Below are 24763 nucleotides of genomic sequence, written 5' to 3'. Positions count from 1 at the left end.
CATCGAAATTTATCGATGGCCTATTTCAGACTGTAATGGGTTGTTCGGTGACCGGGCGTTGCGGCGCATCGCCTTCTTCCGGTTGTTGCACACGGTACATGAGCTTGTAGCGATACATTTTGCGGTCGGCGTCCTTTGTCATCTGGCGACGCGTATCGCCTGCAAGCGGGTCGACGCGCGAGCAGCCAAAACTAAAGCTGGCGATCATGGGCGCCTTGCCGTCCGATGTTGCCTCGATAAGATTGGCACGCGTCCGCTCCAGGCGCTGCTCGAGCTCGGCTTCGTCTGTCGTGGGGGATATAAGTACAAATTCGTCTCCACCGATACGGAACAGCAGCTCATCGTGCTCCATTGTCTCGGTGAGTGCGCGGCAGATGCTCAGAATGTAGCGATTGCCCTCGGCGTGGCCAAACTTATCGTTGCAATGCTTAAGGCGGTCGATATCGATATAGGCGCAGGTGAAGGGGGTGCCTTTGCGCCAGAGCTGATCGACATGGCGGTCGAGTCCGCCACGGTTGCCAAGATTGGTGAGCGAGTCGATATAGGCGCCGTGCTCAAGCAGCTCGCGTTCTTGTTGCAGGATGGCGAGCGTTTTCTGCAGTTGCTCACCAATGGCACGCAACTCCGGGGGCAGCGCGGCAACATCGAGCTCGGTGGTTGAGGCCCCGTTCGCAAGTCGCTGAAGATGAGCGATGATTGATTGCTCGCCCAGGCGATACGACTCGTTCATGATGGATGACCTCCTTGGATGGAACAATGGTTTGTATCTTACTCCCAATTCGGTTTAGATTGGGGTATTAGTTAGCTCATGGGAACAAACGCTCCCTCGACGGTGGCGTTTGCGCACGAGCGTATTAGTTGCTGTCGCCACCGTCGAGCAGTGCCTCAAAATCCTCCGCCTGCATGGGACGGTAGTAGAGGAAGCCCTGAGCGTAGCGGGCGCCCATTTGGCGTAGCATGTTTGCCTGCTCATTTGTCTCGATGCCTTCGACCACAACGGGCAGATGGAGCGACTGCGCCATCTCGAGCATTGATGAAATGATTTGCACGCTGCGGCCTTGATCGCCGTCGACGGGCACAAACGTGCGGTCGAGCTTGATGACGTCGACGTTGACGTTCTTGAGCATCGCGAGCGTGGACTGGCCGGTGCCAAAATCGTCCATGTAGGTCGAGAAGCCGCGGTTGTGCAGGTCGGCCGTCAGCTTATCCACAGCTTCGGACTCTCCCGTATAAGCCGTCTCGGTGATCTCGATGCGCATGAGCTCGGGCGGCAGATTGTATTGGTCGGCGAGTGCCCCCATATGCTCGGCAACGTCGCAGGCAAGGATATCCACGCGCGACACGTTGAGCGAGATCGGAACCACGCGAAGCCCTCGATCGATGCGCCCGCGCAGCCACGAGGCAACGCCCTGCCAAACGTATTTGTCGAGCGTCACCACAAAACCGCTTTCCTCGAGAGCGGGGATAAAGGTGACGGGTGAAATGAGGGAGCCATCCTTGTCAATCCAGCGCGTGAGCGCTTCGGCGCCAGTGATCTCGCCGGTTTCCATGTCGACCTGGGGCTGCAGGTAGTAGGTAATGCGGCCGTTTGAGAGCGCATACTGGAATTCGGTCAGCGTGCGGTGGAACGAGATTTCGCGCTCGTACTCCTCGGGGCGGAAAATGGCAATGCGCTCCTTAAAGTCGTTTTTTGCACGCCGATTGGTAAACATGGCCTTGGCCTGCGCATCGATAGTGATTTCCTCGTTGGAGTCGATGGGGTAGACGCCCATGGACGGCCAGAAACCCACGCCGTCATCATGCTTGGCCACGGCCTCGCGAACGCTGTTATAGATTTGATGGACGGTGTCGTGCTCAAAGGGGATGAGTATGCAAAAGTCGTCTTGGCCCCAGTATCCTGCGACGCCCATGTCGGCATTCTCGATATCCTTGAGGACCGTGCCCACGTCGGCGAGCATGCGGTCGCCCTCGGCCTGTCCGTGCCATTCGTTGAACAGTCGCATGTGTCCCATGTCGACGGTGGCGATGCACCAGGCGCCGTCACGCCTTGTCTGGAGAAATGCGTTGGCGCGTCGCATAAACTCGCTGGGTCGACAGAGGCCTGTGAGCGTATCGATGCGTTCGGCGATGGCGCTTTTGCGCTCTATCTCGGGTATGGGGAGGCTGTCGTTGGGAACAAGTCCGCCGGCCGTGCGAAGGCGACGGTCGAGTTCGCCTAAAACGGCGGTCGCTTGGTTGGCTAGGCGCTCGTAGAAGGCCGGGACGACAAGACAGACGGGAGTAATGGTATCGCCCGCGATTCGAACGGGAGCGAAAACGGCCTCTTTTAGATGATGGACCAGTTGCTCGAACGCCTCATGGTCCAAATCGTTGCTGAGCACGACAAACTGGACGCTTCGTGAGCGGTAGACGCGACTCCTGCCACGGGTGATCGACAACATGCGGCCTGCGTATTCGGCGAGCATGTTGTCGACAGCCTCGGCTCCGTAAAGCTCGTTGAGCTTTGTCGTGCCGCGAACGCGCACCGCTATAAGCCCCGTCTCGCAACAGTCGCGACGGCAGGCATCGATAGCGTTGAGCAACATGCGCTGCGTTCCAAGGCCCGTGGCGGCGTCGACGGTCTCGGCAAGCGAGTGGTTGACGAGCTCGCCGACATAGAGCGAGGGGGCATTTCCGCCGCCGTCGATGCGAAACCCGCGAGCACGGCAGAGAACGTAGTCACCCGTGGCATTGCGCATGCGGTACTGCATGACACGGCGGTGTTTGGAGCCGTTAAAGATCTGGTTGATGTCGTTGGCGTAGGCCTCGAGGTCATCGGGATGGACGCGCGTCTTCCAGAAATCGCGGCAGCTGTCTATGTGCTCCGAAGGAAGACCGAGATCGCGCAAGGCACCTTGCGACCAAAGGGTGCGGTCCTTGTCCAAGTTCTCGATAAAGAAATAACGGCCTTCGTTGAGCATCGAAAAGGCGTCGAAAATACGGTCGCTTATTTCGAAGTCGTCGGTGTGGACTTGCGCGATATTACGTCGATCAAGATGCATGGCATGACGTAGCTTGTAGTCGTACATGCGATGGTCGGCATCGAGTGTCATACGATTGGAGGCTTCGCTCAGGGCAGGGTCGGCGTGTGCCACTCCGTAGCTAAACGAGTGGGGCATCTCGGAATCGTTGTTTTTGAGCAGAGCCGTTCGGCAGTGTTCCAGGCGCTCGGCGAGGTCGTCCTCGGTTGCAATCGTAGACAGGATGGCAAACTCGTCGCCTCCCAGACGAAATGCCGCTTCGTCCACCTTCATATACAGCTTAAGATAGAGGCTTACCTGCAAGATATAGCGGTTGCCCTCGTCATGGCCAAAGACGTCGTTGCAGTGCTTGAGATTGTCGATGTCGATGAACGCCATGGTAACGGGGGTGTCCTGCTCCCAGAGCTCCTCGAGGGAACGGGCAAAGCCGCCACGGTTGCCAAGCCCGGTAAGCTGGTCGGTAAAGGCGGTCCTGATCAGGTCCTCCTGACGCTTGAGAAGGTCATGGACGGTCTTTTCGAGCGTTTCGGTGTAATTGCTGACGGTATCCATGGTGCAAGCGGCTTTCTGAAGTCGGGGCGGATTGCGTCGGGCGAGCTCGTTGTGCACACGCGTTGCTGCTCAACGCCTTGCGCGTATCCAGGCCTCCGCCTTGCTGCGTCGTTGGGTTTATTTGTCGGTTCGTGTTCGCTGCTGATTGCTGCTGAGTAGTATAAACAACAATAGAGGATTGTATATGGGTGCCCCTGCCGCGGGCGGCTATTATTCGCCAATCGGTAGCGCGACGATGCGATGATCGACGGAAATGCGACTGGGGCGGTATATGTTGACGGGTATACTTGTTCCGTTTGAATTTGCGGGATGGAGATGGTCGCATGACACAGCCAGATACGACGCGCACGGTGGGACTTGCGCTCGAGGGAGGCGGCTACCGCGGTATGTATACGGCGGGCGTGCTCGACGTATGGATGGAGCACGGCTTGACCTGCGACCATATGGTGGGAGTCTCGGCGGGTGCGGCTTTTGGCTACAACTTTAAATCGCGCCAGATTGGCCGCGCCATTCGCTACAACAAGGCCTATTGTGCCGACAAGCGCTATGCGAGCGTGACGAGTTGGTTGCGCACCGGCGATATGTTTAATGCCGAGTTTGCCTATCACGAGGTACCTATCGAGCGCGACCCCATCGACTTGGAAGCGTATCGCGCCTGCCCCATGCGATTTACGTGCGTGTGTACCGATATCGAGACGGGCGAGGCCGTCTACCACGACCTGCCCTATGGCGACGAGCACGATATCGAGTGGATCCGGGCGTCGTCTGCGATTCCTGTGGCGACGCGTCCCGTTGCTATTGACGGGCATAAGTATCTGGATGGTGGCGTGGCTGATTCTATTCCCAGCGCCTGGCTGTTTGCACAGGGCTACGACCGCAATGTGGTGGTGTTGACGCAGCCGGCGGGCTTTGTGAAGCAGCCTAACAGCGTGATGCCCATGCTGCGGCGCGTGTTCCGTCACTATCCGGAGTTTGTTGCGGCGCTTGAGCATCGGCATGAGGTCTACAATGCCACGCTCGATGACCTGGCACGTCGCGAGGCCTCTGGCGAGATCTTTGTGGTGCGGCCGAGCGAATCGGTGAAGGTACCGTCGCTGTGCCGCGAGCCCGATGAGCTCGAGCGCATCTACCAGATCGGCCGTCGCGACGCGGAGTCGACCTTGCCCGCGCTGGAAGCGTATCTGGCGGAGTAAGGGTCGCATGCGGAAAGCGCATCCCGGAATGGACGTTCGAACCGGGATGCGCTTTCCGCTATTGAAGATATGAGGCCGCGAATCAGCTGCTCGGCCTATGCCTATGCCTGCTGCCAGGTGTCGACAAGCTCCTTGGCCGCGGCGTAGGGGTCATCGGCGCTGCAGACGGCGCTCACCACAAAGAAGCCGTCGACGCCGGTGGCCTTGAGCTGCGGCAAGTCGGCCGTCTTAACGCCGCCGCCCACCACGATGGGCACGGGGCTTGCCGCGTGGAGTGCGGCCAGGTCCTCAAAGCTCTTGGTGATGATGGAACCATCGGCTGCGCGTCCGCAGTCGCGCTTGGTCTCGGTCTCGTGGAGCGGGCCGATGCCCAGGTAGTCGACCAGACTCATGTCGGCGGTCTTGACGTACTCGAGCATCTCCTCGCAACGGGCCGAAAGGCCCACGATGGCATCGGGGCCCAGAAGCTTGCGGCAGACCTCGACGGGAATGTCGCTCTGGCCCACGTGCACGCCGTCGACGGCAATGCCCTGCTCGCGCGCAGCAAGCACACAGTCCAGACGGTCGTCGATTAGCAGCGCGACCTGCCCGGTTTTGCCGGCCTGCGCGATAGCCTGCGCGGCATCGCCTGTCAGTGCGATGATCTCGCGGGCGCTTGCCACCTTGGAGCGCACCTGGATGCAGGTAAAGCCTGCGTCGAGCGCCTGAGCCACCACATCGCCCACGGGACGTCCCAGCGTGTTTTCGGGGCCGAGTACCAGATAGGCCGAGATATCAAGGTTGTCGCGGATGCTCATCGTGCTTCCTCCTGCTTCTTGATCTGTGCTTCCATGCGCTCGAGCTTGCCGGTCATGGTGTCGGTAAATCCGGGTCGAATATCGGCTTTGAGCACGACTTCGGTGCGGATGCCCTTGCTCGCCAACACAAAGGTCGCGTCGCGCACGACCTTCATGACCTCGTCCCAGTCGCCCTCGATCTCGGTGAACATCGAGGTGGTGCGGTTGGGGAGGCCGCTCTCGCGAATGACGCGCACGACCTCGGCGACCTCGGCGGATAGCTCGTCACCGGTGCCGCACGGGGCGATGGCTACGGCAACGAGCGTGTTCATGCCGGCATTGGTTGCGGGCTCGGACATGGCTTATGCCTCCTCGAGCTCGAGTTGGTTGTCGGCAATGTCCTGGGCGGTCGCGCGGTAGAGCTCGTCGATAAAGGCGACTTTAAAGCTTGCCGGGGCATCGGCAACGGCGGCGGCACGCGTGCCGGCAACGTTGTAGACGGCGGTGCCGCAGACGGCTGCCGTAAACGGGTCGGCGGCGCAGGCGTACACGGCCAGCACGCCGCCCTGCGAGCAGCCGCAGCCGGTGATCTTGGACATGAGCGGGCTGCCGCCGTGGGACTTGGCCACGGTCGTGCCGTCGGTAATCAGGTCGACTTCGCCCGAGACGACCACGGCGCCGCCGGTGTAGCGGGCGAGCGCCACGGCGGCATCGCGGGCGGCGTCGACCGTGTCGGTGGTATCGACGCCGCGTACGCGGCTCAGATCGGCCGCCTCGCCCTCGAGGCTCCACAGGCCGGCAAGCGCGATAATCTCGGAGGCATTGCCGCGCACGATGGCGGGCTTGTACTGCTTGAGTTCGTTTACCAGCTGGGTGCGCAGGCTACCGATGCCCAGGCCCACCGGATCGAGCACCCAAGGCTTGCCGGCGTCGTGTGCCGCCTTGGCCGCTCGGGGAATCGTCTGCTCGTAGATGGGGAAGAGCGTGCCCATATTGAGATAGATGGCGCCGCCGCCGGCAACGAGTGCCTCGCCCTCGTCGGGCAGATAGACCATGGCGGCCGATCCGCCCACGGCGAGCTGTGCGTTGGCGACAAAGTCGATCGTCACCGTGTTGGTGATGGAACCGGCCATCGGATTGGTGGCGCGAATCACCTCCACGGCCTTGACCATATGTTGCTTAAGCTGTTCCGAATCAATCACTGCACATGCCTCCTTGGCATAGAAAAGGGGCGCTGTGCATAGACAGCGCCCCTGTAAAGTCGGCATGCTCCCTACGCCAGCATTAACTGACAGGTTCAAAGGATTGGGCCCCATGCCCTCTCAGCCTTGTGGTTTGCACCGCCGGCACTCCCGCATCGAATCTGTTGTTCCCTATACTAGCGCATCGGTACAATTGTTACGATGAAAACGACTGGGGGACCCTATGATCAAACTTGTGCTGACCGATATGGACGATACGCTGATTCCGGCCGGGCATGACGGCGCCAGCGACTACGCTATTGAGGGCATTCATGCCATGCAGGCGGCGGGTCTGCACTTTGGCCCGGTTTCGGGTCGCCAGCCGTCCGCGATGGGCTGGATGTTCAAAAATCGTTCCGAGTGCTTTTCGACCGGCGCGTTCTGCAACGGCCAGGTCATGTTTGTCGACGGTCAGGCGGTCGCTTCGCGCGCGACCGACAACGATGCCCTGATGCGTCTGGCAGACTACCTGGAGCAAGAGACCGACGATACGTACTTGAAGGTCTACAGCCTGGGTGATGACTTTTGGAATAACGATGCCTATTGCGTGACGAGCGATCCCGAGCGCGTTCGTCGCGCCATGGAGTCGGGCGGCAATGCGTGGCTCAAAGGCGAAGAGGCCCCGTGTCGTCCCATCGTCGATGACGCGCCGGTGTTTAAGGCGAATATCTGGAGTGCCCGTTCGCGTGAGGAGCTCGCGGAGCTACGCGAGAGCGTTGCCGTTGAGGTGCCGGAACTCTCGCTTGTGTTTCCCAACAACCGAGTGCGCCTGTTCGACATCCTTCCGGACGGTTGGGACAAGGGCTGCGCTGCGCTGGAGCTGGCGCGCGCTTTGGGCCTGACGCCCGACGAGGTGGCCGTATTTGGCGATTCCGATAACGATCTGCCCATGATTGATGCCGTTCCCAACTCCGTTGCAGTCGCCAATGCCAACGAGGCCGTCACGGCTGCCGCGCGCTGGCATATCGGCGCCGCGGCAGATGATGCGGTCGCCGGGGCTCTGCATCAGATTGCTGCCTGCGCCGCGACGGGGGAGATGCCGCCGTTTATGCGCCTGCCGGGTACTGCCGACGCGAATCTCACGAACAGCTAAGGAGACAGCCATGAAGCTTCAGCAGCTCAGGTATGTCGTCAAAGTTGCCGAATGCGGCAGCATCACCGAGGCCTCGCGCCGGCTCTTTGTGTCGCAGCCTTCGATTACCGCATCGATCCGCGATCTCGAAAACGAGATGGGTGTGCACATCTTTGAGCGCACCAACAAGGGCGTCATTGTGTCCGAGGAAGGCGAGACTTTTTTGGGCTACGCGCGCCAGGTGCTCGACCAGGCTGACCTTCTCGAGGGCAAGTACAAGGGCGCATCCGAGCAGGTGCCGCACTTTAGTGTGAGCTGCCAACATTATTCCTTCGCCGTTAATGCGTTTGTCGACGTGATCCGCGAGTTCGATGCCGCGCGCTACGACTTTACCCTGCGCGAGGAGCAGACCCACGAGATTATCGAGGACGTCGCGCATATGAAAAGCGAACTCGGCATCCTGTACCTGTCCGAGCACAATCGCGAGGTCATCGAGCGCATGCTGGCGGCCAACGAGCTCGTGTTCGAAGGGCTCTTCTGCGCCACGCCGCATGTCTTCGTGTGCGCCGACCATCCACTGGCGGACCGCGCCAGCGTGACGCTCGAAGATCTCGAGGACTATCCGTTTTTGTCCTACGAGCAGGGCAGCTACAACTCGTTTTACTATTCCGAGGAACTGACCTCGACCTTTGAGCGCCGCAAGAATATCCGCGTGCGCGACCGTGCGACGTTGTTCAATCTGGCCATGGGCCTTAACGGCTACACGGTGTGTTCGGGCGTGATCAGCCATGAACTTAACGGCCCCGGTATTATCTCGATTCCGCTCGATGTAGACGAGTACATGGAGATTGGCATTATCACGCGCAAGAACACGACACTTACGCGCTACGGGCAGGCCTATATCGACGCGATTCGTCAGCACATCTAGACTGCTGCGTCCTGTACAGGTCAAATCTCTTTATGGCAGTCCCAACTGATATAGGAAGCATCTATATCAAACTGTTATAAACATATATTTTACGATGGCCATATGAGCGCTCATACTCTGTCCCAGTAAAGCAACCAATGCAAAGGGAGATATCTATGAGCACTTCGATTCAACCGAACGCGCCGTTTCGCGCCGATATCGTCGGCAGCTTTCTTCGTCCGCAGGCTGTAAAGGACGCCCGTGCCGCCTATGTCGCGGGTAAACTCGACGCTTCCGGCCTTAAGGCCGTCGAGGACGAGGCCATCCACGACTTAGTGGCCAAGCAGAAGGCTGCCGGCCTGCAGGTTATCACCGATGGCGAGTTCCGCCGCAGCTACTGGCACCTCGACTTTATGTGGGGGCTCAACGGCATTGTACGCCGTACCTCGCGTACGGGCTATATGTTCCACGACGAGGAGACTACGGCTGATACCGCCGTGGTGACCGGCCCTATCAGCGGCGAGAATCACCCCTTCGTCGAGCACTTCAAGTTTGTTAAGGCGCTCGAGGGCGAGGGTCAGGTCGCGCGCCAAACCATTCCAGCACCGATCCAGACGTTCTCTGAGGTCACGCTCGATCGCTGCGACGGCCAGCAGGAGAGCCTGCGCGCTGTCTATAAGACCGATGAGGAGCTTGCCGATGCCATTGCAGCCGCTTATCGCACGGTGATCGCCGACCTGTACGCAGCAGGCTGCCGCAACATCCAGTTTGATGACTGCACCTGGGGCATCTACTGCGATACCGATTTTGTCGCCAAAACCGGCATGAGCCCGGTCGACCTGCAAAAGGTAAGCGAGCTGGGCGTGGCGCTCAACAACGCCGCCATCGAGGGCAAGCCCGACGACCTGGTCATTAACACGCACGTGTGCCGTGGTAACTACCACTCTACCTATGCCTTCGAGGGCGGCTATGACCCCATCGCGCCGTACCTGTTCGCACGCGAGGATGTCGACGCATTTTACCTGGAGTTCGATACGCCGCGCGCCGGTGGCTTTGAGCCGCTCAAGTACGTTGCTCCCGGCAAGAAGGTCGTGTTGGGCCTGGTGACCACCAAGGCCGCTGAGCTTGAGGACGAGGATGCCATCGTCGAGCGTATTCACGAGGCTGCAAAGTATGTTCCGCTCGAGAACCTGTATCTGTCGCCCCAGTGCGGCTTTGCCAGCTGTGAGATTGGCAACAAGCTGACCGAGGACGAGCAATGGGCGAAGATCGCGCTGGTCAAGCGTATTGCCGAGCGTGTCTGGAAGTAGCAGTAGCGTTCGCAGGTGACGGCGCGTGCGAGACATGGCGTATCGCGTACAATGGTTCGGATCGTATCGTTCGGGCAGGTTATCCGATATGCCCGATCGCCCTTCCATTCGAAAGGACTCACATGTCCCAGCCTTCGACGCCCGTTGCCGCCGATGCCATCTACGACGCATCGTCGCTCGGCCGCCCGCGCATGTTCCTGCTCGGCCTACAGCACCTGTTTGCCATGTTTGGCGCCACCGTGCTGGTGCCCGTGCTCACCGGTCTCTCGGTTTCGGCGACGCTTTTGTTTGCCGGCTTGGGCACGCTGCTGTTCCACTTCCTGTCGCGCGGTAAGGTGCCGGCATTCCTGGGGTCGTCGTTTGCCTTTATCGCAGGTTATGCCGCCATCGCGCCCAACGGCGAGACCGAGCTTTTGCCCTACGCCTGCCTGGGCGTTGCCTGCGCCGGTCTGCTCTATCCGGTGCTGGCAGCGCTGTTCCGTGCCTTTGGCGCCAAGCGTGTCATGCGCTTCTTTCCGCCGGTGGTGACCGGCCCCATCGTCATTTCCATCGGTCTGATCTTGGCAAGCTCTGCTATCGCCAACTGCCAGACCAACTGGCTTGTTGCCGTTGTCGCTGTGGCAGTGATCGTCATCTGCAACATTTGGGGTCGCGGCATGGTCAAGATCGTGCCGATTCTGCTGGGCGTTGTGGTGAGCTATGCCGTTGCCGCCACGCTCGGCGAGGTTGATTTTTCGGGCGTTGCCGCCGCTCCGTGGGTCGGTCTGCCCATCGTGTGGGACAACACCGTGTTTGCGCTCTTTGGCCCGCAGTTCGATAGCGGTCTTGCCACGACGGCTATCATCACCATCATGCCGCTGGCCTTTGCGACCATGATTGAGCACATTGGCGATATCTCCGCCATTGGCTCCACTTGCGAGCGTAACTACATCGCCGATCCTGGTCTGCATCGCACGTTGCTCGGCGACGGCTTTGCCACGATTCTGGCTTCGCTCTTTGGCGCCCCCGCCAATACGACGTATGGCGAGAACACCGGCGTGCTTGCGCTTACGCGCGTGTTCGACCCACGCGTGATTCGCATTGCCGCGAGCTGTGCCATTGTCCTCTCGTTCTGCCCCAAGTTCGCTGCGGTCATCGCAGCCATGCCGGCGTGCGTTATCGGCGGTGTGTCGCTCGTGCTCTACGGCATGATCAGCGCCGTTGGCGTTCGCAACCTTATCGAAAACCAGGTCGATTTCCAGAACAACCGCAATGTGCTGGTTGCGGCTCTGGTGCTCGTGCTTTCGCTCGGCATTGCCTACAGTACCGCCGGTGCCATCGTGCTGGAGCTGGGCGGCGTGACGATTTCGCTTTCGGGCCTTGCCGTGGGCTCGCTGGTGGGCATTGTGCTCAACGCCATCCTGCCCGGTAATGACTTTGAGTTTGATACTTCCGAGCTTGAGGAGACTGCTGAATAGTAGCTGCGTTCAGCCAAATTAAAAATGGCGTCCATGCGTATGTACGCGTGGACGCCATTTTTAATGCGTCAGTATCCAGTGGATGCCGCGCGCCATGCGCAGGTCAGTTTGGGCAAAGTGGTTGCCGGGGTTGAGCTCCAGCGTTGTTGGAATGTCACGCTCGATAAACAGCTCTTCCATCGCGCACGTATCGTCGAGTACGTGCCGCATCATGCGGTTGGGCGTCTTGGTTTCCTTTTTACCGAGCGACAGATAGGCGGCGTCGGGCGTAGCTGTCATCGTGCGCTCGCGCGCGTAGTCGATAAAGCCGGGGAACCACAGCGACCCCGATGCACTCGCTGCGCGCTCAAAGACATCTGTTTGCCAAAGTGCCCACAGTGCAAAAAGACCCGCCAACGAGTAGCCGGCAACGCCGCGCCAGGCGGGCGGTTGCGGGAGCGATGATTCGGCCTGGGGGATTATCTGCTTCAACAACTCGTCAAGAAAACCAGCAGCCTGTCCACCAAAGGGCTTGGCATCTCGTATAGTTCCCTCACATTCCCAGGGGCTCAGCTCGCGATTCCAATCGAGCCCTCCAATGGCGACAAGGGTGAATGGCGGGCAGTCGAGCTCTTGGCAGCGCTCGTAGACTTCACTACCGTCGCCCATAACCACGGGGAGGTAGATGACGGGCGCGCCTTCCACACACTCTGAATAAACGGTTATCTGCTTATGATGCGCTTCCAAGGCAGGCTTCTCTCGGTGTTGTGATATTGACAGCCTCAATTGTCGCACGCTGGCACGGGGGCAGACGCTAAAAGAAAGGCGCGGAGCCGTTCGATGCGACTCCGCGCCTTGTTGTTTTGCTTTAGCAGGCTATGCTGTTACGCCACGAAGAAGTAGACGAGGAAGGCAAGGGCTGCAATCCACATGAGCGGCTTGATCTTGGAGGCCTCGCCCTTAAAGAGCGCGACGATCACGTAGGCGATAAAGCCCAGGCCAATGCCGGCAGAGATGGAGTAGGTGAAGGGCACGCCGGCGACAATCATGAACGCCGGGAAACCCTGCGACACGTCGGACCAGTCGATCTCGGAGGCCTCGCTCATCATGAGGTAGCCAACGTAGACCAGAGCACCGCAGGTGGCGGCGCTGGAAACGATGGTGACGATGGGGGAGAAGAACGCGGCGAGAATGAACAGCACGCCGGTGGTGACGGAGGTGAGGCCCGTGCGGCCACCGTCGGCGGCGCCGGAAGTGGACTCGACGAAGGTGGTGATGGAGGAGACGCCCATGAAACCGCCCACAGCAGCGGCGGCGGAGTCGACGATCAGGATCTCCTTGATATTCTCGACGTTGCCGTCGTCGGTGAGGAACTCGCCCTGCTTGGCCACGGCCATCGCGGTGCCCATGGTGTCGAAGAAGTCACTCATGAGCAGCGAGAACGAGATGACGAGGAGCGCGGGGTCGGTAAGGACCTTGACGATGGCGGGCACGCCGCCGGCGTCGGCGATGGGGCCACCGATGCTCGAGAAGTCGAGCGGGGCGATGATACCAGTCGGAGCATGGGTCACACCTAGGGGGATACCGGCGATGACGGCGACGACGATGCCGATGAGCAACGAGCCGGGGACGTTGCGGCAGGCGAGGGCGACCGTCACCAGGATGGAGATAATGCCGACGATGAAGGTGGGGGAGGTGATGTCGCCCAGACCGACGAGTGTACCGGCGCCAGCGGTGATAATGCCGGCATCGCACAGGCCAATCATGGCGATGAACAGGCCCAGACCCACCGAGATGGCGTGACGCAGGACAACCGGGATGGCGTCCATGATGGCCTCGCGCAGGCCACAAAGCACGAGCAGCAAGATGACGACGCCCTCAAGGAAGATGACGCTCATGGCCACGTGCCAGTCACCGCCGCAGACGGTGGTGGTGATTCCAGCGATCATCGCGTTGACGCCTAAGCCCGACGCGCAGGCGAGCGGGCGGTTAGCGAAGATGCCCATGCAGATGGTCATGATGCCAGCGCCCAGACAGGTGGCGCAGGCGAGCGCTCCCGCATCGATGCCGGCGCCCGAGAGCACCGCGGGGTTGACGGCGATGATGTAGGCCATCGCCAGGAATGTTGTCAGTCCAGCGCGAAGTTCGGTCCCGATTGTGGACTTGCGCTCGCTGACGTGAAACAGTTCGTCCATGCATACCCTTTCCTTGTTCGGCCCCGAGTTTAGGCCGATTGACACGAACTCACTTACTATATCGTCTTTACAACCTTGCTGTTCCTCGCATGTTGATGTTCGGCGCTTTGTAACAGACGGACGGTATTTATCGCATGAAAATGTGTGGGTACCGTATACTTAAGCGGTTACAACGACCCCTATGGAGGAACGTATGATTAAAGAGCTTTGCCACGACGAGGCTATCCTGTCCCAGCGTTGCGAGGTTGCGACCGTCGAGGACGAGTCGGTTGCTCAGGACCTGATCGATACCATCAAGTCGCTCGACGATGCCGGCTGCCTTGCCGCTAACCAGATTGGCGTTACCAAGAAGGTCTGCGTCTACCTGGACGACGCCGGCGAGCCCCACGTGCTCTACAACCCCCGTCTGGTGTTTGGCCTGGGCGCCAGCAAGATGGAGGAGAGCTGCCTGACGCACGAGGAGGTCACCAAGTCCACGCGCTATATCAAGTGCAAGGTTGCCTTTGACCAGATCGTCGATGGCAAGATGCGCGAGCGCAAGCAGGACTTTGTGGGCTTCGAGGCGCAGATGGTCCAGCATATGATCGACCACTGTCTTGGAAAGTTGGTCTAAGGGGACCAAAGCACCGCACTTCGTCTCTTTTGGTCCGGGTATGACATTGTTGTCATGTCCGGGCTTTTGTGTTTAGCGCCTTTTTGTTTGGTGACAATAACCTTAGCAGGAACGTAAAGCTAGGAGGCGCTATGTGCACGAGCATTCGATTTACCGATAATTCTGGCCACATGTATCTAGGCCGCAACCTCGACTGGAGCTTTGACTACGGACAACAGGTTCGCGTGATGCCGCGCGGGTTCCACATCCCGTATTCGTTTATCGACGATGCGTCGGCGGCACACGCGGTAATCGGCATGTGCATCGATTACAAGAACTACCCTATGTTCTTCGACTGCGGCAACGATGCGGGCCTCGCCGTGGCGGGTCTCAATTTCCCGGGTTATGCCGAGTATGCCGAGGACCCTGTCGACGGCAAGACCAATATCGCAGCCTATGAGTTTCCCCTGTGGGTGGCAGCGACGTTTTCGACGGTCGACGAGGTCGAGGCCGCGCTGTGCGACACGGTGATTGTCGCCAAATCTGCCGGAGAGGGGCTGGGCGTGTCGCTGCTTCATTGGATTATCGGCGACAGCAAGCGTAGCATCGTGGTCGAGATGATGGCTGACGGCCTGCATGTATACGACGATCCGGTCGACACCCTTGCCAATCAGCCTACCTTCCCGTGGCACATGGAAAACCTGCGCACCTATATCACGGCCACAAGCGATTTTCCGCAGACGGCGACATGGCGTGGCGCCGAGCTCAAGCCCTATGGCGCGGGTGCCGGCATGCGCGGTATTCCGGGTGACTGCTATTCGCCGAGCCGTTTTGTAAAGGCGGCGTACCTCAATGCCAATTACCCGCAAAAGGAGAGCGAGACCGAAAACGTCGTCCGCATGTTCCGTTCACTCGAGGGCGTGGTGATGATCGAGGGAGCGTCCAGGATGGGCGATGGCAAGTTCGAGAAGACTATCTACACCGGATGCTTTAGCGCGCGCACGGGCAATTATTACTACGCGATGTATGGGGATCCGTCGATTCGCTACGTGAGCCTGATGGATGCCGAGGGCGCGAGCCCCGATAGGCTCGTGGTTCCCGAGCCGCGCCGTTCGTAGCTCACTGGTTCGTTGCGACATAAAACGGCCTCGCACCTCTTATGAGATGCGAGGCCGTTGTCGCCAATGGCTGGTGGCGTGTTAGAAGTTGGCGTCGTTGAACTGGTTGCTCTCGAGTCCGTCGAGTTGCTGTTCGGGCGTATCGGCGACGCTCTCGAGCAGCTCGGTGGGATCGACGTTCATGCTCTTGCCGGCCTCGTTGCCGTTGACCAAGTCGTCCGAGAAGATGTCGACCTCCATTTCCTCGGCCTCTTCGATCTGAACCTCGAGCGGCACCTGGGTGCGCACAAGTTTGACGGCCGGGCGCATGCGAGCAAAGAGCGGTACGTACTCAATGATGATGGCCGCGTTCTCGAGACCGTACCAGCGTGCCGGGCTTCCGCAGGCGCGGCGGACGGCGTACTTGATGGCCATCACGCGGTGGTCATTGCGGTTGATGTCCGTTTCGGGGGCAAGCATCTTGCGCAGCATGCAAAAGCGGAAGTCACCTACGTTGCCGCGCGTCTCGTAGATGGAGTAGGTGTGATGTTGCGGCGGCAGCTCGCCCGATGCCATCAGGTCGCCGACGATCTGACGCAGATAGGCGTTGACGCGCTGGTTGACCTTAAAGCCCAGGTCCAGGCGCACGCGGAACAAAAAGTCCGTGCCAAAGGTCTCGACGGAATACTCGTGCGTATAGGGTTCGTCGGTAACGTGCACGTTGATGAACCAATATGCCTTGGCGCGCTTGGGGTGCTTGTCCAGGATGGAATAGAGCACGTCGCGGTCGAGTGTGAGCGGGTCGGGGCTGTTGGTGAGAAATACCAGATTGTCGGCGAGCACGGGATAGGTCTCGTCATTGCGCAGGCGATTGAGCTGGTCGATGTACTTGGAGACGGGCAGCAGGATCGTCTGCGTGCGCTCGATGGCGGTGCCGCGACGCCACACATACATAAGGCCAAACAGCAGTGCGGCCAAGAAGATCATCACATAGCCGCCGTCAAAGAACATGGTGAGGCACGAGGCGAAAAAGCACAGCTCAATGGCGCCGAAGAGCAGGGCGAAGACGCAGGCGCCCAGCTTGTGCTTGAGAATGCCGGCGATATAGCTCGTCAAAAGCGTGGTGGTCATAAGCATGGTCACGGTAATGGCGAGGCCGTAGGCACTCTCCATGCGCTCGGAGTTTTGGAACAGCAGCACGATGAAGATGCAGCCGACCCACATGATGTTATTGACGAGTGGAATATAGAGCTGGCCCTTGGTGTCGCTGGGGTAGTGGATGCGCAGGTGCGGCATAAGGTTGAGGCGCGTTGCCTCGGATACCAGCGAGAACGAGCCGGTGATGAGCGCCTGTGAGGCGATGATGGCCGCCACGGCCGAAAGCACGATGGCAAAGGGGCGCAGGGGCTCGGGGAGCATCATATAGAACGGGTTGACGATATCCATCGCGAGCATCTGGGGGTTGGAGTTATTGGCGAGTAGCCAAGCTCCCTGACCCAGATAGTTGAGGATAAGGGCCGCCTTAACAAATGGCCAGGATGCATAGATGTTTGCCTTGCCCACGTGGCCCATGTCCGAGTAGAGTGCCTCGGCACCGGTTGTCGACAGGAAGACAAAGCCGAGCACCATAATGCCCGAATGGTTGATGGGCGAGAACAGGAACATAATGCCGCGGATGGGGTTGAGCGCGCGCAAGATGGACAGGTTGCCGAGCATGTTGAACAGACCGGCGCCTGCCAGGAACAGGAACCACAGCGTCATGAGCGGGCCGAACAGCTTGCCGATTGACGAGGTGCCGGCGCGCTGCATGGCAAATAGGCCGCAGATAATGATGATGGTGATGATGATGACGTTGGTCTGCCCGTCGCCCAGCAGCGCATGGCCCCATTCGATGGTGCGCAGACCCTCGATGGCTGTGGTGACCGTGACGGCGGGGGTGAGGATGCCGTCGGCAAGCAGTGCCGCACCGCCGATCATGGCGGGCAGAATCAGCCATGGTGCCACCTTGCGTACGAGGCTGAACAGGGCGAAGATGCCGCCTTCGTTGTGGTTGTCGGCCTTCATGGCGATTACCACGTACTTGACCGTGGTCACGAGCGTCATGGTCCAGATGACGAGCGAAAGCGCGCCCAGGATCATGTCCTCGCTGACGGTACCGATGCCGCCGTTGTTGGCGACGATTGATTTCATGGTGTACATGGGGCTCGTGCCGATGTCGCCATAGACGACGCCGAGCGTTACGAGCAGCATGCCAGCGGAGAGGGGGATGGCTCCGTGCCCGCCTTGCCCGCGCTGGTCTTGGAGGTTTGCCTCCAGTTTGTTGTGTGCCACGAGGACTCCCTTAGACATCCGGTTATCTGTCTAGGACAAAAAACTTTATGCCGTCTTTATACATACAAGAGCAGTTTGGCACATCGGGTTATTTTAGACAATAATCCTCAGCTGGGGATTATTTATCTACGCAGGTAGCATTTCAAAGCAGGGGCTTTTAAGCACGTGCTATCTGGGCGATGCCAGCCTTGGCGTTTGCGCGTTTGCCGGCGAGTTCGCAAAAAATCGCGCCGCCGATGATAAGCGCGGCGCCCATCAGGCGGACCGGTGTTATGGCTTCACCCAAAAGGGCGGCTGAGAACACGACCGCCGAAAGCGGCTCGAGGTAGCCGACGACGGCGACGGTCTGAACGGGCAGCTTGGCGACGGCGCTAAAGTAGAGCAGGCAACCAATGCCGGTGTTGACGACGCCGAGCATAGCGACGGCGCGCCAATCAATGCTGGCGGCGACGCCGGCGGACAGGAACGAGGGAGCGCCCTGCGTGATGAGCGTGAGGGCCAGTGCGGTCACAAAGGCGGCGCTCACTTGGAGTGCGGAGTTCTCGAGGCCCTCGATGTGAGGCGCACCCTTGCTGGCGATGACCATCAATGCATAGCAGAAGGCCGAGGCGATTCCACAGACGATGCCCGCAATGGGCATATTGCCGCCTAGACCTTGCGCTGCAATGAGAAAAGCACCGCAGGCGACGGCGATAAAGCCGGCGATTTTGCTGCCGGTCAGCTTTTCGCCAAAAATGAGCGGGGAGAGGGCCATAACGATGATGGGGCCGCAGTAGTACAGCAGCGAGGATACGCCGACGCCGATCGTCTGGTAGGCGCGGAACAGAAAAATCCAGCTGGCGCCCAGCGCGGCGCCCGAGACGATGAGCGCTGCGGCCTCGCGGGGGCGAGACGGAGCCTGCAGGTTATGGCGCTTGGTTATGAAGAGGACGGCGGCAAGGGTGAGAGCGCCCAAAAACGTGCGCAACAGTACGATATCGGAGCTCGGCAGCGCGATGGCAGCGGCGATGATGCCGTTGGAGCCAAACAATAGCAATGCTGCTAAGTACGTAAACAATCCGTTGTTCATGTGCTGACATCCCCTCTATATCCGAGCATGTTCACTATGGGTGAACTGGCTTTAGAAGAAAAGCGAATATAATGCATGGATAACATGACAAAAACTCATGTAAAGGTGGAGGGGTGCCGTGGAAACGAATATTCAAAAGATGCAGGTGCTGCTCGAGACGGTGCGGGCCGGCAGTTTTACGCGCGCCGCCGAGCGGCTGAGCTATTCGCAGTCGGGCGTGAGCCGCATGGTGGGCGACCTTGAGACCGATTGGGGTTTTAAGGTGCTCGACCGCAGCCGCGAGGGTGTGGTGCTTTCTGCCGATGGGCGGCAGATCATGCCGGCGGTTGAGGCGCTCTGCGAGGAGTTTGGCCGCCTGCAGCGACATGTGGACGAGATGCGTGGGCTCATGCGCGGCAAGATCTGCATTGGTACGTTTTCGAGTGTGGCGACCCATGTACTGCCGCCGGTGATTGCGCGCTTTCGCGCCGATCATCCGGATGTCGATTACGAGCTGCTGATGGGTGATTACTCCGAGATTGAGCAATGGGTGGTGGAAGGCCGCTGCGACCTGGGCTTTATTCCGCGCGAGCCACGTGGCGCCGGCATGGCGTCGCGACCGTTGGTGCAAGACGAGTTGATGGCCGTGGTGCCAGCGGACTCCTCGCTTGCCACGGCGGAGGTCGTTTCTCTTGCCGATTTAGCCAACGAGCAGTTTATTCTGCTGGAACGGGGTACCGATGATGAGATTACGCCGCTATTCCGTCGGGCGGGGCTGTCAGTGCGCTCAAAACTGTCGACTTGGGATGACTATGCGATTATGGCTATGGTCGAGGATGGCTTGGGCGTGAGCATTCTTCCCGCGCTCATCTTGCGTCGCTGCCAGTTTGATGTTGCTGTGCGTCCGCTCGAAGGGCATCCCCATCGGCAGATCAACGCCATATATCGAACGGCCGATGTTTCGCTTGCCGCCGCTCGTTTCCTCGAATACCTCTAAATGCGTGCACGTCGTTATCGCCTTGGGATAAATTTCGAGGTCTTGCTCATTTTATTTTTAAAATTGAACTTTTCGAAATAGCACGGCGTTATACTGCTGCCTAAATTGAACTCAGGTTCAATTCGTGTTGTATAAATTGAACTTTGCCAGCAAGGAGGTTCTAGTGGCCCAAGAGACGTTTAGCGATCGTCTGCGACAGGCTATGTCCGATCGCGACGTTCGCCAGTCGGACGTGATCCGCGCATCGGAGATGCTCGGCAAAAAACTCGGCAAGAGCCAGATGAGCCAATATGTGAGCGGCAAGACGATTCCGCGGCGCGATGTGGCAGAGCTGCTCGCCCGTATTTTGGAGGTCGATGTTACCTGGCTGCTCGCCGGTGACGCCGACCAAGGCGAGGAATCATCTCCCCGCAACGATTCCAGGCCCGAATCCCATCCCTCAGCTCAAATTGCAAGGAGCACCACCATGCGTACTTTTTCTAAATCCGCCAAGCTCGATAACGTCCTGTATGACGTGCGCGGTCCCGTCGTCGACGAGGCCGCCCGTATGGAGGACGAGGGCGAGCGCATCCTCAAGCTCAATATCGGCAACCCGGCGCCCTTCGGTTTCCGCACGCCCGATGAGGTCATCAAGGACATGCGCCAGCAGCTGCCCGACTGCGAAGGCTATTCCAACTCGCGTGGCCTGTTCTCCGCGCGCAAGGCGATCATGCAGTATTCGCAGATCAAGGGCTTGCCCAACGTTCAGATGGAGCATATCTACACGGGCAACGGCGTGTCCGAGCTCATTCAGCTTTCGATGAACGCGCTGCTCGACAATGGCGACGAGATTCTGATCCCCAGCCCCGACTATCCGCTCTGGACGGCGTGCGCAACCCTTGCCGGCGGTCATCCCGTGCACTATCTGTGCGATGAGCAGGCGGATTGGTATCCCGACCTGGAGGATATGGAGTCCAAGATCACGAGCGCGACCAAAGCCCTCGTCATCATCAACCCCAACAACCCCACGGGTTCCGTCTATCCACGCGAGGTGCTCGAGGGCATCGTCGAGGTTGCACGCAGGCATCAGCTGATGATCTTTGCTGATGAGATCTACGACCGCCTGTGCATGGACGGCTACGAGCACGTCTCGATTGCCTCGCTCGCTCCCGATCTGCCCTGCGTCACCTTTAGCGGTCTGTCCAAGTCGCACATGATCGCGGGCTATCGTATTGGCTGGATGGTGCTTTCGGGCAACCAGCGCTGCATGAGCGACTTCATCATGGGCATCAACATGCTCTCCAACATGCGTCTGTGCTCCAACGTGCCGGCTCAGTCGATCGTCCAGACGGCGCTCGGCGGCCATCAGTCGGTCAACGACTATATCCGCCCGGGCGGTCGTGTCTACGAGCAGCGCAACTTTGTGTATGAGGCGCTCAACAAGATTGACGGCATCTCGGTGGTTAAGCCGCGTGCGGCGTTCTACATCTTCCCCAAGATGGATGTGAAGAAGTTCAACATTACCGATGACGAGCAGTTCGCCCTTGACCTGCTGCACGAGAAGAAGATCCTGATCACGCGCGGCGGCGGCTTCAACTGGGCTGAGCCCGACCACTTCCGTATCGTGTACCTGCCGCGCATGGAAGTACTCAAAGAGTCCCTCGAAGACCTCGCCGACTTCTTCGACCATTACCGTCAGAGCTAATTAGTTCCGCCGTTCTACCGAACGGCGGACCACTTGACGCTGCGCGAGCCGCATTCACGCCAATCTGACGTTCAATTTCGAGGGCGCGACCAGAAGGTCAGCGCCCTCTCATTTCACGTCACCTTGGCGCAAATGCGGCTCGCTTGCTGTCGTGTGCTCAACCTGCATCGTTACCCTGGCTGTCTAAATAACAATCCCGTTGCAGTGGTCGATTTCGTGTTGGATGATCTCGGCGGTGTAGCCCGAGAAGTTTTTGATGCGGTGGACGAAATTCTCGTCCAAATACTCAACCTTAATGCGGCGATAGCGAGTACAGGGGCGCTCGCCGATCAGCGAGAGACATTCTTCGCTCGTCTGATAGGCATTGACCTGCTCAAGAATTTGAGGGTTGTACATCAGGAGTGTCCTGTTGCCGTCCTTTACGCAGATGATGCGTTTGCGCACGCCAATCATGTTGGCGGCGAGGCCCACGCACTCGTGCTCATGCTCATGGAGCGTATCCAGGAGGTCCTGCCCGGTCACGGCGTCATCGGGGCCCGCGTCTTCGGAAGGCAGGCGCAAAAAGAACTCGGATTTCATGATGGGCTTAATCATGGCGGGCTCCTCATGTCTCATGCTTTCGTGGACTTTTAATAATAGCGCGGAAGGAAAGCTGCGCGTTCGCGTTACAATCTTTCGACGTTGGACCATGTTGCCAGACTCGTCGCGTGCGGCGTCTGGCGTAAGTCTAGGGCTCATCCTCGCCCTGGACTGTTCCTCTGGGGCGATACGACTGTCGTTCCAAGAGGAAGGAAATGCATGGGGAGCAAATCTCAGCAACAAGTTCAAGTAGCGCCATCGGCCACTTCGGCGTTTCTCGCCGTAATGTATATCGCGGCCTTTGTTGCCGCGTTTAACGAGAACATCATTAACGTGGCGTTGCACGACATCATGGCGGCCTTTTCGGTGAGTGCCATCACGGCGCAGTGGCTTGTTTCGGGCTACATGATCGTGACGTCGATCTTTACGGCCATCATGGCCTTTCTTTCCGGTCGCTTCTCGACGCGCAAGCTGCTGTTTTTCGCATGTGGATGCCTGGTCGCCGGAGAAGTCCTGTGCCTGGTCGCCCCAACGTTTACCGTCTTGCTGCCAAGTCGTATTTTGCAGGCTGCGGGATCGGGCATCTTGTTCCCGCTCATGATGAACGTGGTGTTGTCTTGCGCGCCGCGCGAGAAGCTCGGTCTGTATCTGAGCCTGGGCGGTGCCTGCATTACGCTGGGGCCGGCGTTTGGACCTGTGATCAGCGGTCTTATGTGCACGTTGTTTGGCTGGAGGGCGGTGTTCGTAGTGCCGCTGGTGGGCGGCATTGTGGTCGCTGCGGCGGGCGTAAAGCTTGTTCAGAATGTCGGAGAGCGCTCGAACGCCACGCTTGATATTCTGTCGGTTGTTTTGCTCGCTGCCGGCATTACGGCATTTGTGTATTCCGTAGGCGAGTTCTCGACCAATCTGATTGCCGGCATCGTGACGCTTTTTGCCGCCGTTGTGCTGCTCGGCCTGTTTGCGGTTCGTCAGCTCAAGCTCGAGCATCCGGTGCTTAACGTGCGTCCCATGGCGAGCGTTCGTTTTTGGCCTGCGTGCTTGCTTGTGGTGGTGTCGATGATGACGACGTTCTCGATGAGCGTTTTGTTGCCGCTCTATTTTGAGGGCGCATACGGCATGACCGCGCTTGTTGCGGGCCTGCTCATTTTGCCGGCAATTGCCTGCAACGCTGTGACCTCGATTGTGGGCGGACGCGTGATGGACGCCCGTGGCGCATGGCCGCTGCTGCCGGTCGGCTTTGCCCTGATTGCCGTGGGACAGACTGCCATCTCGATGACGGCGGCAAGCATGAACATCGGCGTCGTCGTGGCGCTGACCGTTGTGGTGTATGCCGGAGTCGGTTTGGTGTTGAGCCCCTCGCAAACGGCCGGCTTGGAGACGCTGCCTGCCGCTGAACATCCTCACGGAACGGCATTGCTCAACACGTGGAACATGATTGCCGCGTCGTTTGGTCCGTCGCTGTTTATCGGCCTGCTTTCGAGTTCTGCGGTGGCTGCTGGCGCCGCGGGCGTTGCGTCGGACGTTGCCCAGGCGATAGGATTTGCAGCCGCCGTGCGCGTGGCGGCCGTGATTGCCGTTGTCGGGTTCGCGGTGTCGCTGGTGTACGCTCGCCGCGAGTCGCACATGTCGCATTAATGTGTGCACATAGATTCTGCAGCTAGATTGGATGGCGACACCATAAACTAATGGACGTTTTGCCGAGAGGCATGAATGTATAAAGCGCAAAGAGTGCGCGACGGGCCCCGCGAATGGGGCGATGATGCCCGAGAGGGCCAAGAAGGAGTCTCATGTCTGAGAACGAAGAGATCATGAACGAGACCGAGAACGAGACCATGGCTGCCGAGGTCGAGGCAGTCGAGACCGTGGAGACCGAAGCTGCTGAGGTTGAGGCTGCTGACGAGGTTTCCGCCGAGGAGGCCGAGGTTGTCGAGGCCGCCGTTGATTACGATGACGAAGAGCTGATGGACAAGATGCAGAAGGCCGCCCGCCTGCTGCGTAGCCGTCGCTTTGCTATTTCCAAGGAGGAGGAGGCCAAGGCCGAGCGCATGGCGAACATCGAGCGCGCCATCAAGCTTCTTGACCTCAAGCCCAAGATGGAGCAGAAGGAAATGTCCGACCTGCTGGGCATGCGCCTCCGTGAGCTCGATGGTCTGATGGCCGAGGCCGAGGCTGCCGATCTGGTCGGCCGCATCGACGACGCCGAGGGCGATATGCGCAAGATCGTTGTCTTCGCTGCCGAGGATGCCGCTGAGGGCCTGACCGAGCTTGCCAACAAGAAGGAGAAGCTCCTGCCCGAGCTTTCTTACGAGGAGGCCACCGAGCTGATGGCCGCTCTCGATAAGGTTATCGCTCCGCTCGTCGCCATGGGCCTGGACGAGGACCGCGGTCCTCGCGGCGGCCGTGACGAGCGCGGTGGCCGTGGCGGCGACCGTGGCGGTCGCGGCGGCTTTGGCGATCGCGGCGGCCGCGGTGGCGATCGCGGTGGCCGTGGCGGCTTTGGTGACCGTGGCGGCGACCGTGGCGGTCGCGGCGGCTTTGGCGGCAACCGTGGTGGCTATGGCGATCGCGGTGGCAACCGTGGCGGCTTCGGCGGCAACCGTGGTAACGACCGCGGCGGTCGCGGTGGCGACCGTGGCGGCCGCAACGGTGGCGGCTTCCGCGGCAACCGTTTCTAGTTGGGTTACGCGGTTTTACCAAATCGCGTAACTAGTTGACGCTGCAAACCCGCCAGGG

21 protein-coding genes and 1 riboswitch are annotated in these 24763 nt (G+C 59.6%); of the genes, 11 read left to right on the top strand and 10 right to left on the bottom strand.

Annotated elements, in window-relative coordinates; translation table 11 throughout:
* Positions 1-25: 25 nt before the first annotated feature.
* Both DWY03_RS09140 and DWY03_RS09135 read right to left on the bottom strand, forming a co-directional pair.
* Positions 26-730, bottom strand: coding sequence for a GGDEF domain-containing protein (locus DWY03_RS09140; RefSeq protein ID WP_117840601.1), 705 nt, complete (start codon positions 728-730; stop codon positions 26-28).
* 124 nt (positions 731-854) lie between these two features.
* The gene (locus DWY03_RS09135; protein WP_117840599.1) at positions 855-3572 is read right to left on the bottom strand and encodes an EAL domain-containing protein; all 2718 of its coding nucleotides are present in this window, start codon (positions 3570-3572) and stop codon (positions 855-857) included.
* Positions 3573-3895: 323 nt separating this feature from the next.
* Here DWY03_RS09135 and DWY03_RS09130 point away from each other — a divergent pair, with 323 nt between their 5' ends.
* Positions 3896-4765, top strand: coding sequence for a patatin family protein (locus tag DWY03_RS09130; protein WP_117840597.1), 870 nt, complete (start codon positions 3896-3898; stop codon positions 4763-4765).
* A 101-nt stretch (positions 4766-4866) separates the two neighbouring features.
* On the opposite strand, the gene DWY03_RS09125 is transcribed toward DWY03_RS09130, so the two are convergent.
* The 3 genes from DWY03_RS09125 to thiM are packed head-to-tail and all read right to left on the bottom strand — an operon-like array spanning position 4867 to position 6743.
* Complete coding sequence (locus tag DWY03_RS09125; RefSeq protein ID WP_006234517.1) at positions 4867-5562, bottom strand: thiamine phosphate synthase; 696 nt, start codon at positions 5560-5562, stop codon at positions 4867-4869.
* Positions 5559-5900 carry a thiamine-binding protein gene (locus DWY03_RS09120; RefSeq protein WP_231500833.1) on the bottom strand — a complete coding sequence of 114 codons (342 nt, stop codon included), beginning with the start codon at positions 5898-5900 and terminating at the stop codon, positions 5559-5561. Before DWY03_RS09120 ends, DWY03_RS09125 begins: the two co-directional genes overlap by 4 nt.
* A 3-nt stretch (positions 5901-5903) precedes the next feature.
* A complete protein-coding gene (thiM, locus tag DWY03_RS09115) occupies positions 5904-6743 on the bottom strand; it encodes a hydroxyethylthiazole kinase (protein ID WP_231500834.1) in 840 nt (279 codons plus the stop codon).
* A gap of 51 nt (positions 6744-6794) precedes the next feature.
* Positions 6795-6905, bottom strand: a riboswitch (TPP riboswitch).
* A gap of 61 nt (positions 6906-6966) precedes the next feature.
* Here thiM and DWY03_RS09110 point away from each other — a divergent pair.
* From DWY03_RS09110 to DWY03_RS09095, 4 genes are all read left to right on the top strand, one after another.
* Complete coding sequence (locus tag DWY03_RS09110; RefSeq protein ID WP_117840595.1) at positions 6967-7875, top strand: HAD-IIB family hydrolase; 909 nt, start codon at positions 6967-6969, stop codon at positions 7873-7875.
* Positions 7876-7885: 10 nt separating this feature from the next.
* Positions 7886-8782: a LysR family transcriptional regulator gene (locus DWY03_RS09105; protein ID WP_117840593.1), complete on the top strand. Its 897-nt coding sequence runs from the start codon at positions 7886-7888 to the stop codon at positions 8780-8782.
* A 155-nt stretch (positions 8783-8937) separates the two neighbouring features.
* Positions 8938-10071 (top strand): 5-methyltetrahydropteroyltriglutamate--homocysteine S-methyltransferase, encoded by a 1134-nt coding sequence (locus tag DWY03_RS09100; protein WP_231500835.1) that lies wholly within the window; start codon positions 8938-8940, stop codon positions 10069-10071.
* 122 nt (positions 10072-10193) lie between these two features.
* Entirely contained in the window at positions 10194-11528 is a 1335-nt protein-coding gene (locus tag DWY03_RS09095; protein WP_117840589.1) for a uracil-xanthine permease family protein, read from the top strand.
* A gap of 60 nt (positions 11529-11588) precedes the next feature.
* Here the strand turns inward: DWY03_RS09095 and DWY03_RS09090 are convergent, their stop codons facing one another.
* Together DWY03_RS09090 and DWY03_RS09085 are read right to left on the bottom strand one after the other, a co-directional pair.
* Entirely contained in the window at positions 11589-12254 is a 666-nt protein-coding gene (locus tag DWY03_RS09090; protein ID WP_117840587.1) for an alpha/beta hydrolase, read from the bottom strand.
* 137 nt (positions 12255-12391) lie between these two features.
* On the bottom strand, positions 12392-13702 hold the full coding sequence (locus tag DWY03_RS09085) for an NCS2 family permease (RefSeq protein ID WP_117840585.1): 1311 nt from the start codon (positions 13700-13702) through the stop codon (positions 12392-12394).
* Positions 13703-13895: 193 nt separating this feature from the next.
* Between DWY03_RS09085 and DWY03_RS09080 the strand changes: the two genes are divergently transcribed.
* On the top strand, positions 13896-14315 hold the full coding sequence (locus DWY03_RS09080) for a peptide deformylase (RefSeq protein ID WP_117563534.1): 420 nt from the start codon (positions 13896-13898) through the stop codon (positions 14313-14315).
* 131 nt (positions 14316-14446) lie between these two features.
* Positions 14447-15412, top strand: a complete 966-nt coding sequence (gene bsh / locus DWY03_RS09075) for a choloylglycine hydrolase (RefSeq protein WP_117840583.1) — start codon at positions 14447-14449, stop codon at positions 15410-15412.
* Positions 15413-15493: 81 nt separating this feature from the next.
* Here the strand turns inward: bsh and DWY03_RS09070 are convergent, their stop codons facing one another.
* Entirely contained in the window at positions 15494-17740 is a 2247-nt protein-coding gene (locus DWY03_RS09070; protein ID WP_117840581.1) for a KUP/HAK/KT family potassium transporter, read from the bottom strand.
* A 139-nt stretch (positions 17741-17879) separates the two neighbouring features.
* Positions 17880-18791, bottom strand: a complete 912-nt coding sequence (locus DWY03_RS09065; protein WP_117647433.1) for a DMT family transporter — start codon at positions 18789-18791, stop codon at positions 17880-17882.
* Between the two features lie 118 nt (positions 18792-18909).
* On the opposite strand from DWY03_RS09065, the gene DWY03_RS09060 reads away from it, so the two are divergent.
* Together DWY03_RS09060 and DWY03_RS09055 are read left to right on the top strand one after the other, a co-directional pair.
* Entirely contained in the window at positions 18910-19767 is an 858-nt protein-coding gene (locus DWY03_RS09060; protein WP_117840579.1) for a LysR family transcriptional regulator, read from the top strand.
* 202 nt (positions 19768-19969) lie between these two features.
* On the top strand, positions 19970-21451 hold the full coding sequence (locus DWY03_RS09055; protein ID WP_117647513.1) for an aminotransferase class I/II-fold pyridoxal phosphate-dependent enzyme: 1482 nt from the start codon (positions 19970-19972) through the stop codon (positions 21449-21451).
* A 183-nt stretch (positions 21452-21634) separates the two neighbouring features.
* Here the strand turns inward: DWY03_RS09055 and DWY03_RS09050 are convergent, their stop codons facing one another.
* A complete protein-coding gene (locus tag DWY03_RS09050; protein ID WP_117840577.1) occupies positions 21635-22045 on the bottom strand; it encodes a peptide deformylase in 411 nt (136 codons plus the stop codon).
* Between the two features lie 204 nt (positions 22046-22249).
* On the opposite strand from DWY03_RS09050, the gene DWY03_RS09045 reads away from it, so the two are divergent.
* Both DWY03_RS09045 and DWY03_RS09040 read left to right on the top strand, forming a co-directional pair.
* Positions 22250-23665, top strand: coding sequence for an MFS transporter (locus tag DWY03_RS09045; RefSeq protein WP_117840575.1), 1416 nt, complete (start codon positions 22250-22252; stop codon positions 23663-23665).
* A gap of 152 nt (positions 23666-23817) precedes the next feature.
* Positions 23818-24705, top strand: coding sequence for a hypothetical protein (locus DWY03_RS09040; RefSeq protein WP_117840573.1), 888 nt, complete (start codon positions 23818-23820; stop codon positions 24703-24705).
* Positions 24706-24763 lie beyond the last annotated feature (58 nt).

This window comes from Collinsella sp. AF23-2 (genome assembly GCF_003459245.1).
Taxonomy (GTDB): domain Bacteria; phylum Actinomycetota; class Coriobacteriia; order Coriobacteriales; family Coriobacteriaceae; genus Collinsella.
Note: the sequence above shows the minus strand (reverse complement) of the source record. Positions and strands in the feature narration are given on the sequence as shown.

Excerpts from the sequence above, each read along its gene's own strand:
- DWY03_RS09140 (WP_117840601.1), bottom strand. The coding sequence starts at position 730 with ATGAACGAGTCGTATCGCCTGGGCGAGCAATCAATCATCGCTCATCTT.
- DWY03_RS09135 (WP_117840599.1), bottom strand. The coding sequence starts at position 3,572 with ATGGATACCGTCAGCAATTACACCGAAACGCTCGAAAAGACCGTCCAT.
- DWY03_RS09130 (WP_117840597.1), top strand. The coding sequence starts at position 3,896 with ATGACACAGCCAGATACGACGCGCACGGTGGGACTTGCGCTCGAGGGA.
- DWY03_RS09125 (WP_006234517.1), bottom strand. The coding sequence starts at position 5,562 with ATGAGCATCCGCGACAACCTTGATATCTCGGCCTATCTGGTACTCGGC.
- DWY03_RS09120 (WP_231500833.1), bottom strand. The coding sequence starts at position 5,900 with ATGTCCGAGCCCGCAACCAATGCCGGCATGAACACGCTCGTTGCCGTA.
- DWY03_RS09110 (WP_117840595.1), top strand. The coding sequence starts at position 6,967 with ATGATCAAACTTGTGCTGACCGATATGGACGATACGCTGATTCCGGCC.
- DWY03_RS09105 (WP_117840593.1), top strand. The coding sequence starts at position 7,886 with ATGAAGCTTCAGCAGCTCAGGTATGTCGTCAAAGTTGCCGAATGCGGC.
- DWY03_RS09100 (WP_231500835.1), top strand. The coding sequence starts at position 8,938 with ATGAGCACTTCGATTCAACCGAACGCGCCGTTTCGCGCCGATATCGTC.
- DWY03_RS09095 (WP_117840589.1), top strand. The coding sequence starts at position 10,194 with ATGTCCCAGCCTTCGACGCCCGTTGCCGCCGATGCCATCTACGACGCA.
- DWY03_RS09085 (WP_117840585.1), bottom strand. The coding sequence starts at position 13,702 with ATGGACGAACTGTTTCACGTCAGCGAGCGCAAGTCCACAATCGGGACC.
- DWY03_RS09080 (WP_117563534.1), top strand. The coding sequence starts at position 13,896 with ATGATTAAAGAGCTTTGCCACGACGAGGCTATCCTGTCCCAGCGTTGC.
- bsh (WP_117840583.1), top strand. The coding sequence starts at position 14,447 with ATGTGCACGAGCATTCGATTTACCGATAATTCTGGCCACATGTATCTA.
- DWY03_RS09070 (WP_117840581.1), bottom strand. The coding sequence starts at position 17,740 with ATGTCTAAGGGAGTCCTCGTGGCACACAACAAACTGGAGGCAAACCTC.
- DWY03_RS09065 (WP_117647433.1), bottom strand. The coding sequence starts at position 18,791 with ATGAACAACGGATTGTTTACGTACTTAGCAGCATTGCTATTGTTTGGC.
- DWY03_RS09055 (WP_117647513.1), top strand. The coding sequence starts at position 19,970 with ATGTCCGATCGCGACGTTCGCCAGTCGGACGTGATCCGCGCATCGGAG.
- DWY03_RS09050 (WP_117840577.1), bottom strand. The coding sequence starts at position 22,045 with ATGATTAAGCCCATCATGAAATCCGAGTTCTTTTTGCGCCTGCCTTCC.
- DWY03_RS09045 (WP_117840575.1), top strand. The coding sequence starts at position 22,250 with ATGGGGAGCAAATCTCAGCAACAAGTTCAAGTAGCGCCATCGGCCACT.
- DWY03_RS09040 (WP_117840573.1), top strand. The coding sequence starts at position 23,818 with ATGTCTGAGAACGAAGAGATCATGAACGAGACCGAGAACGAGACCATG.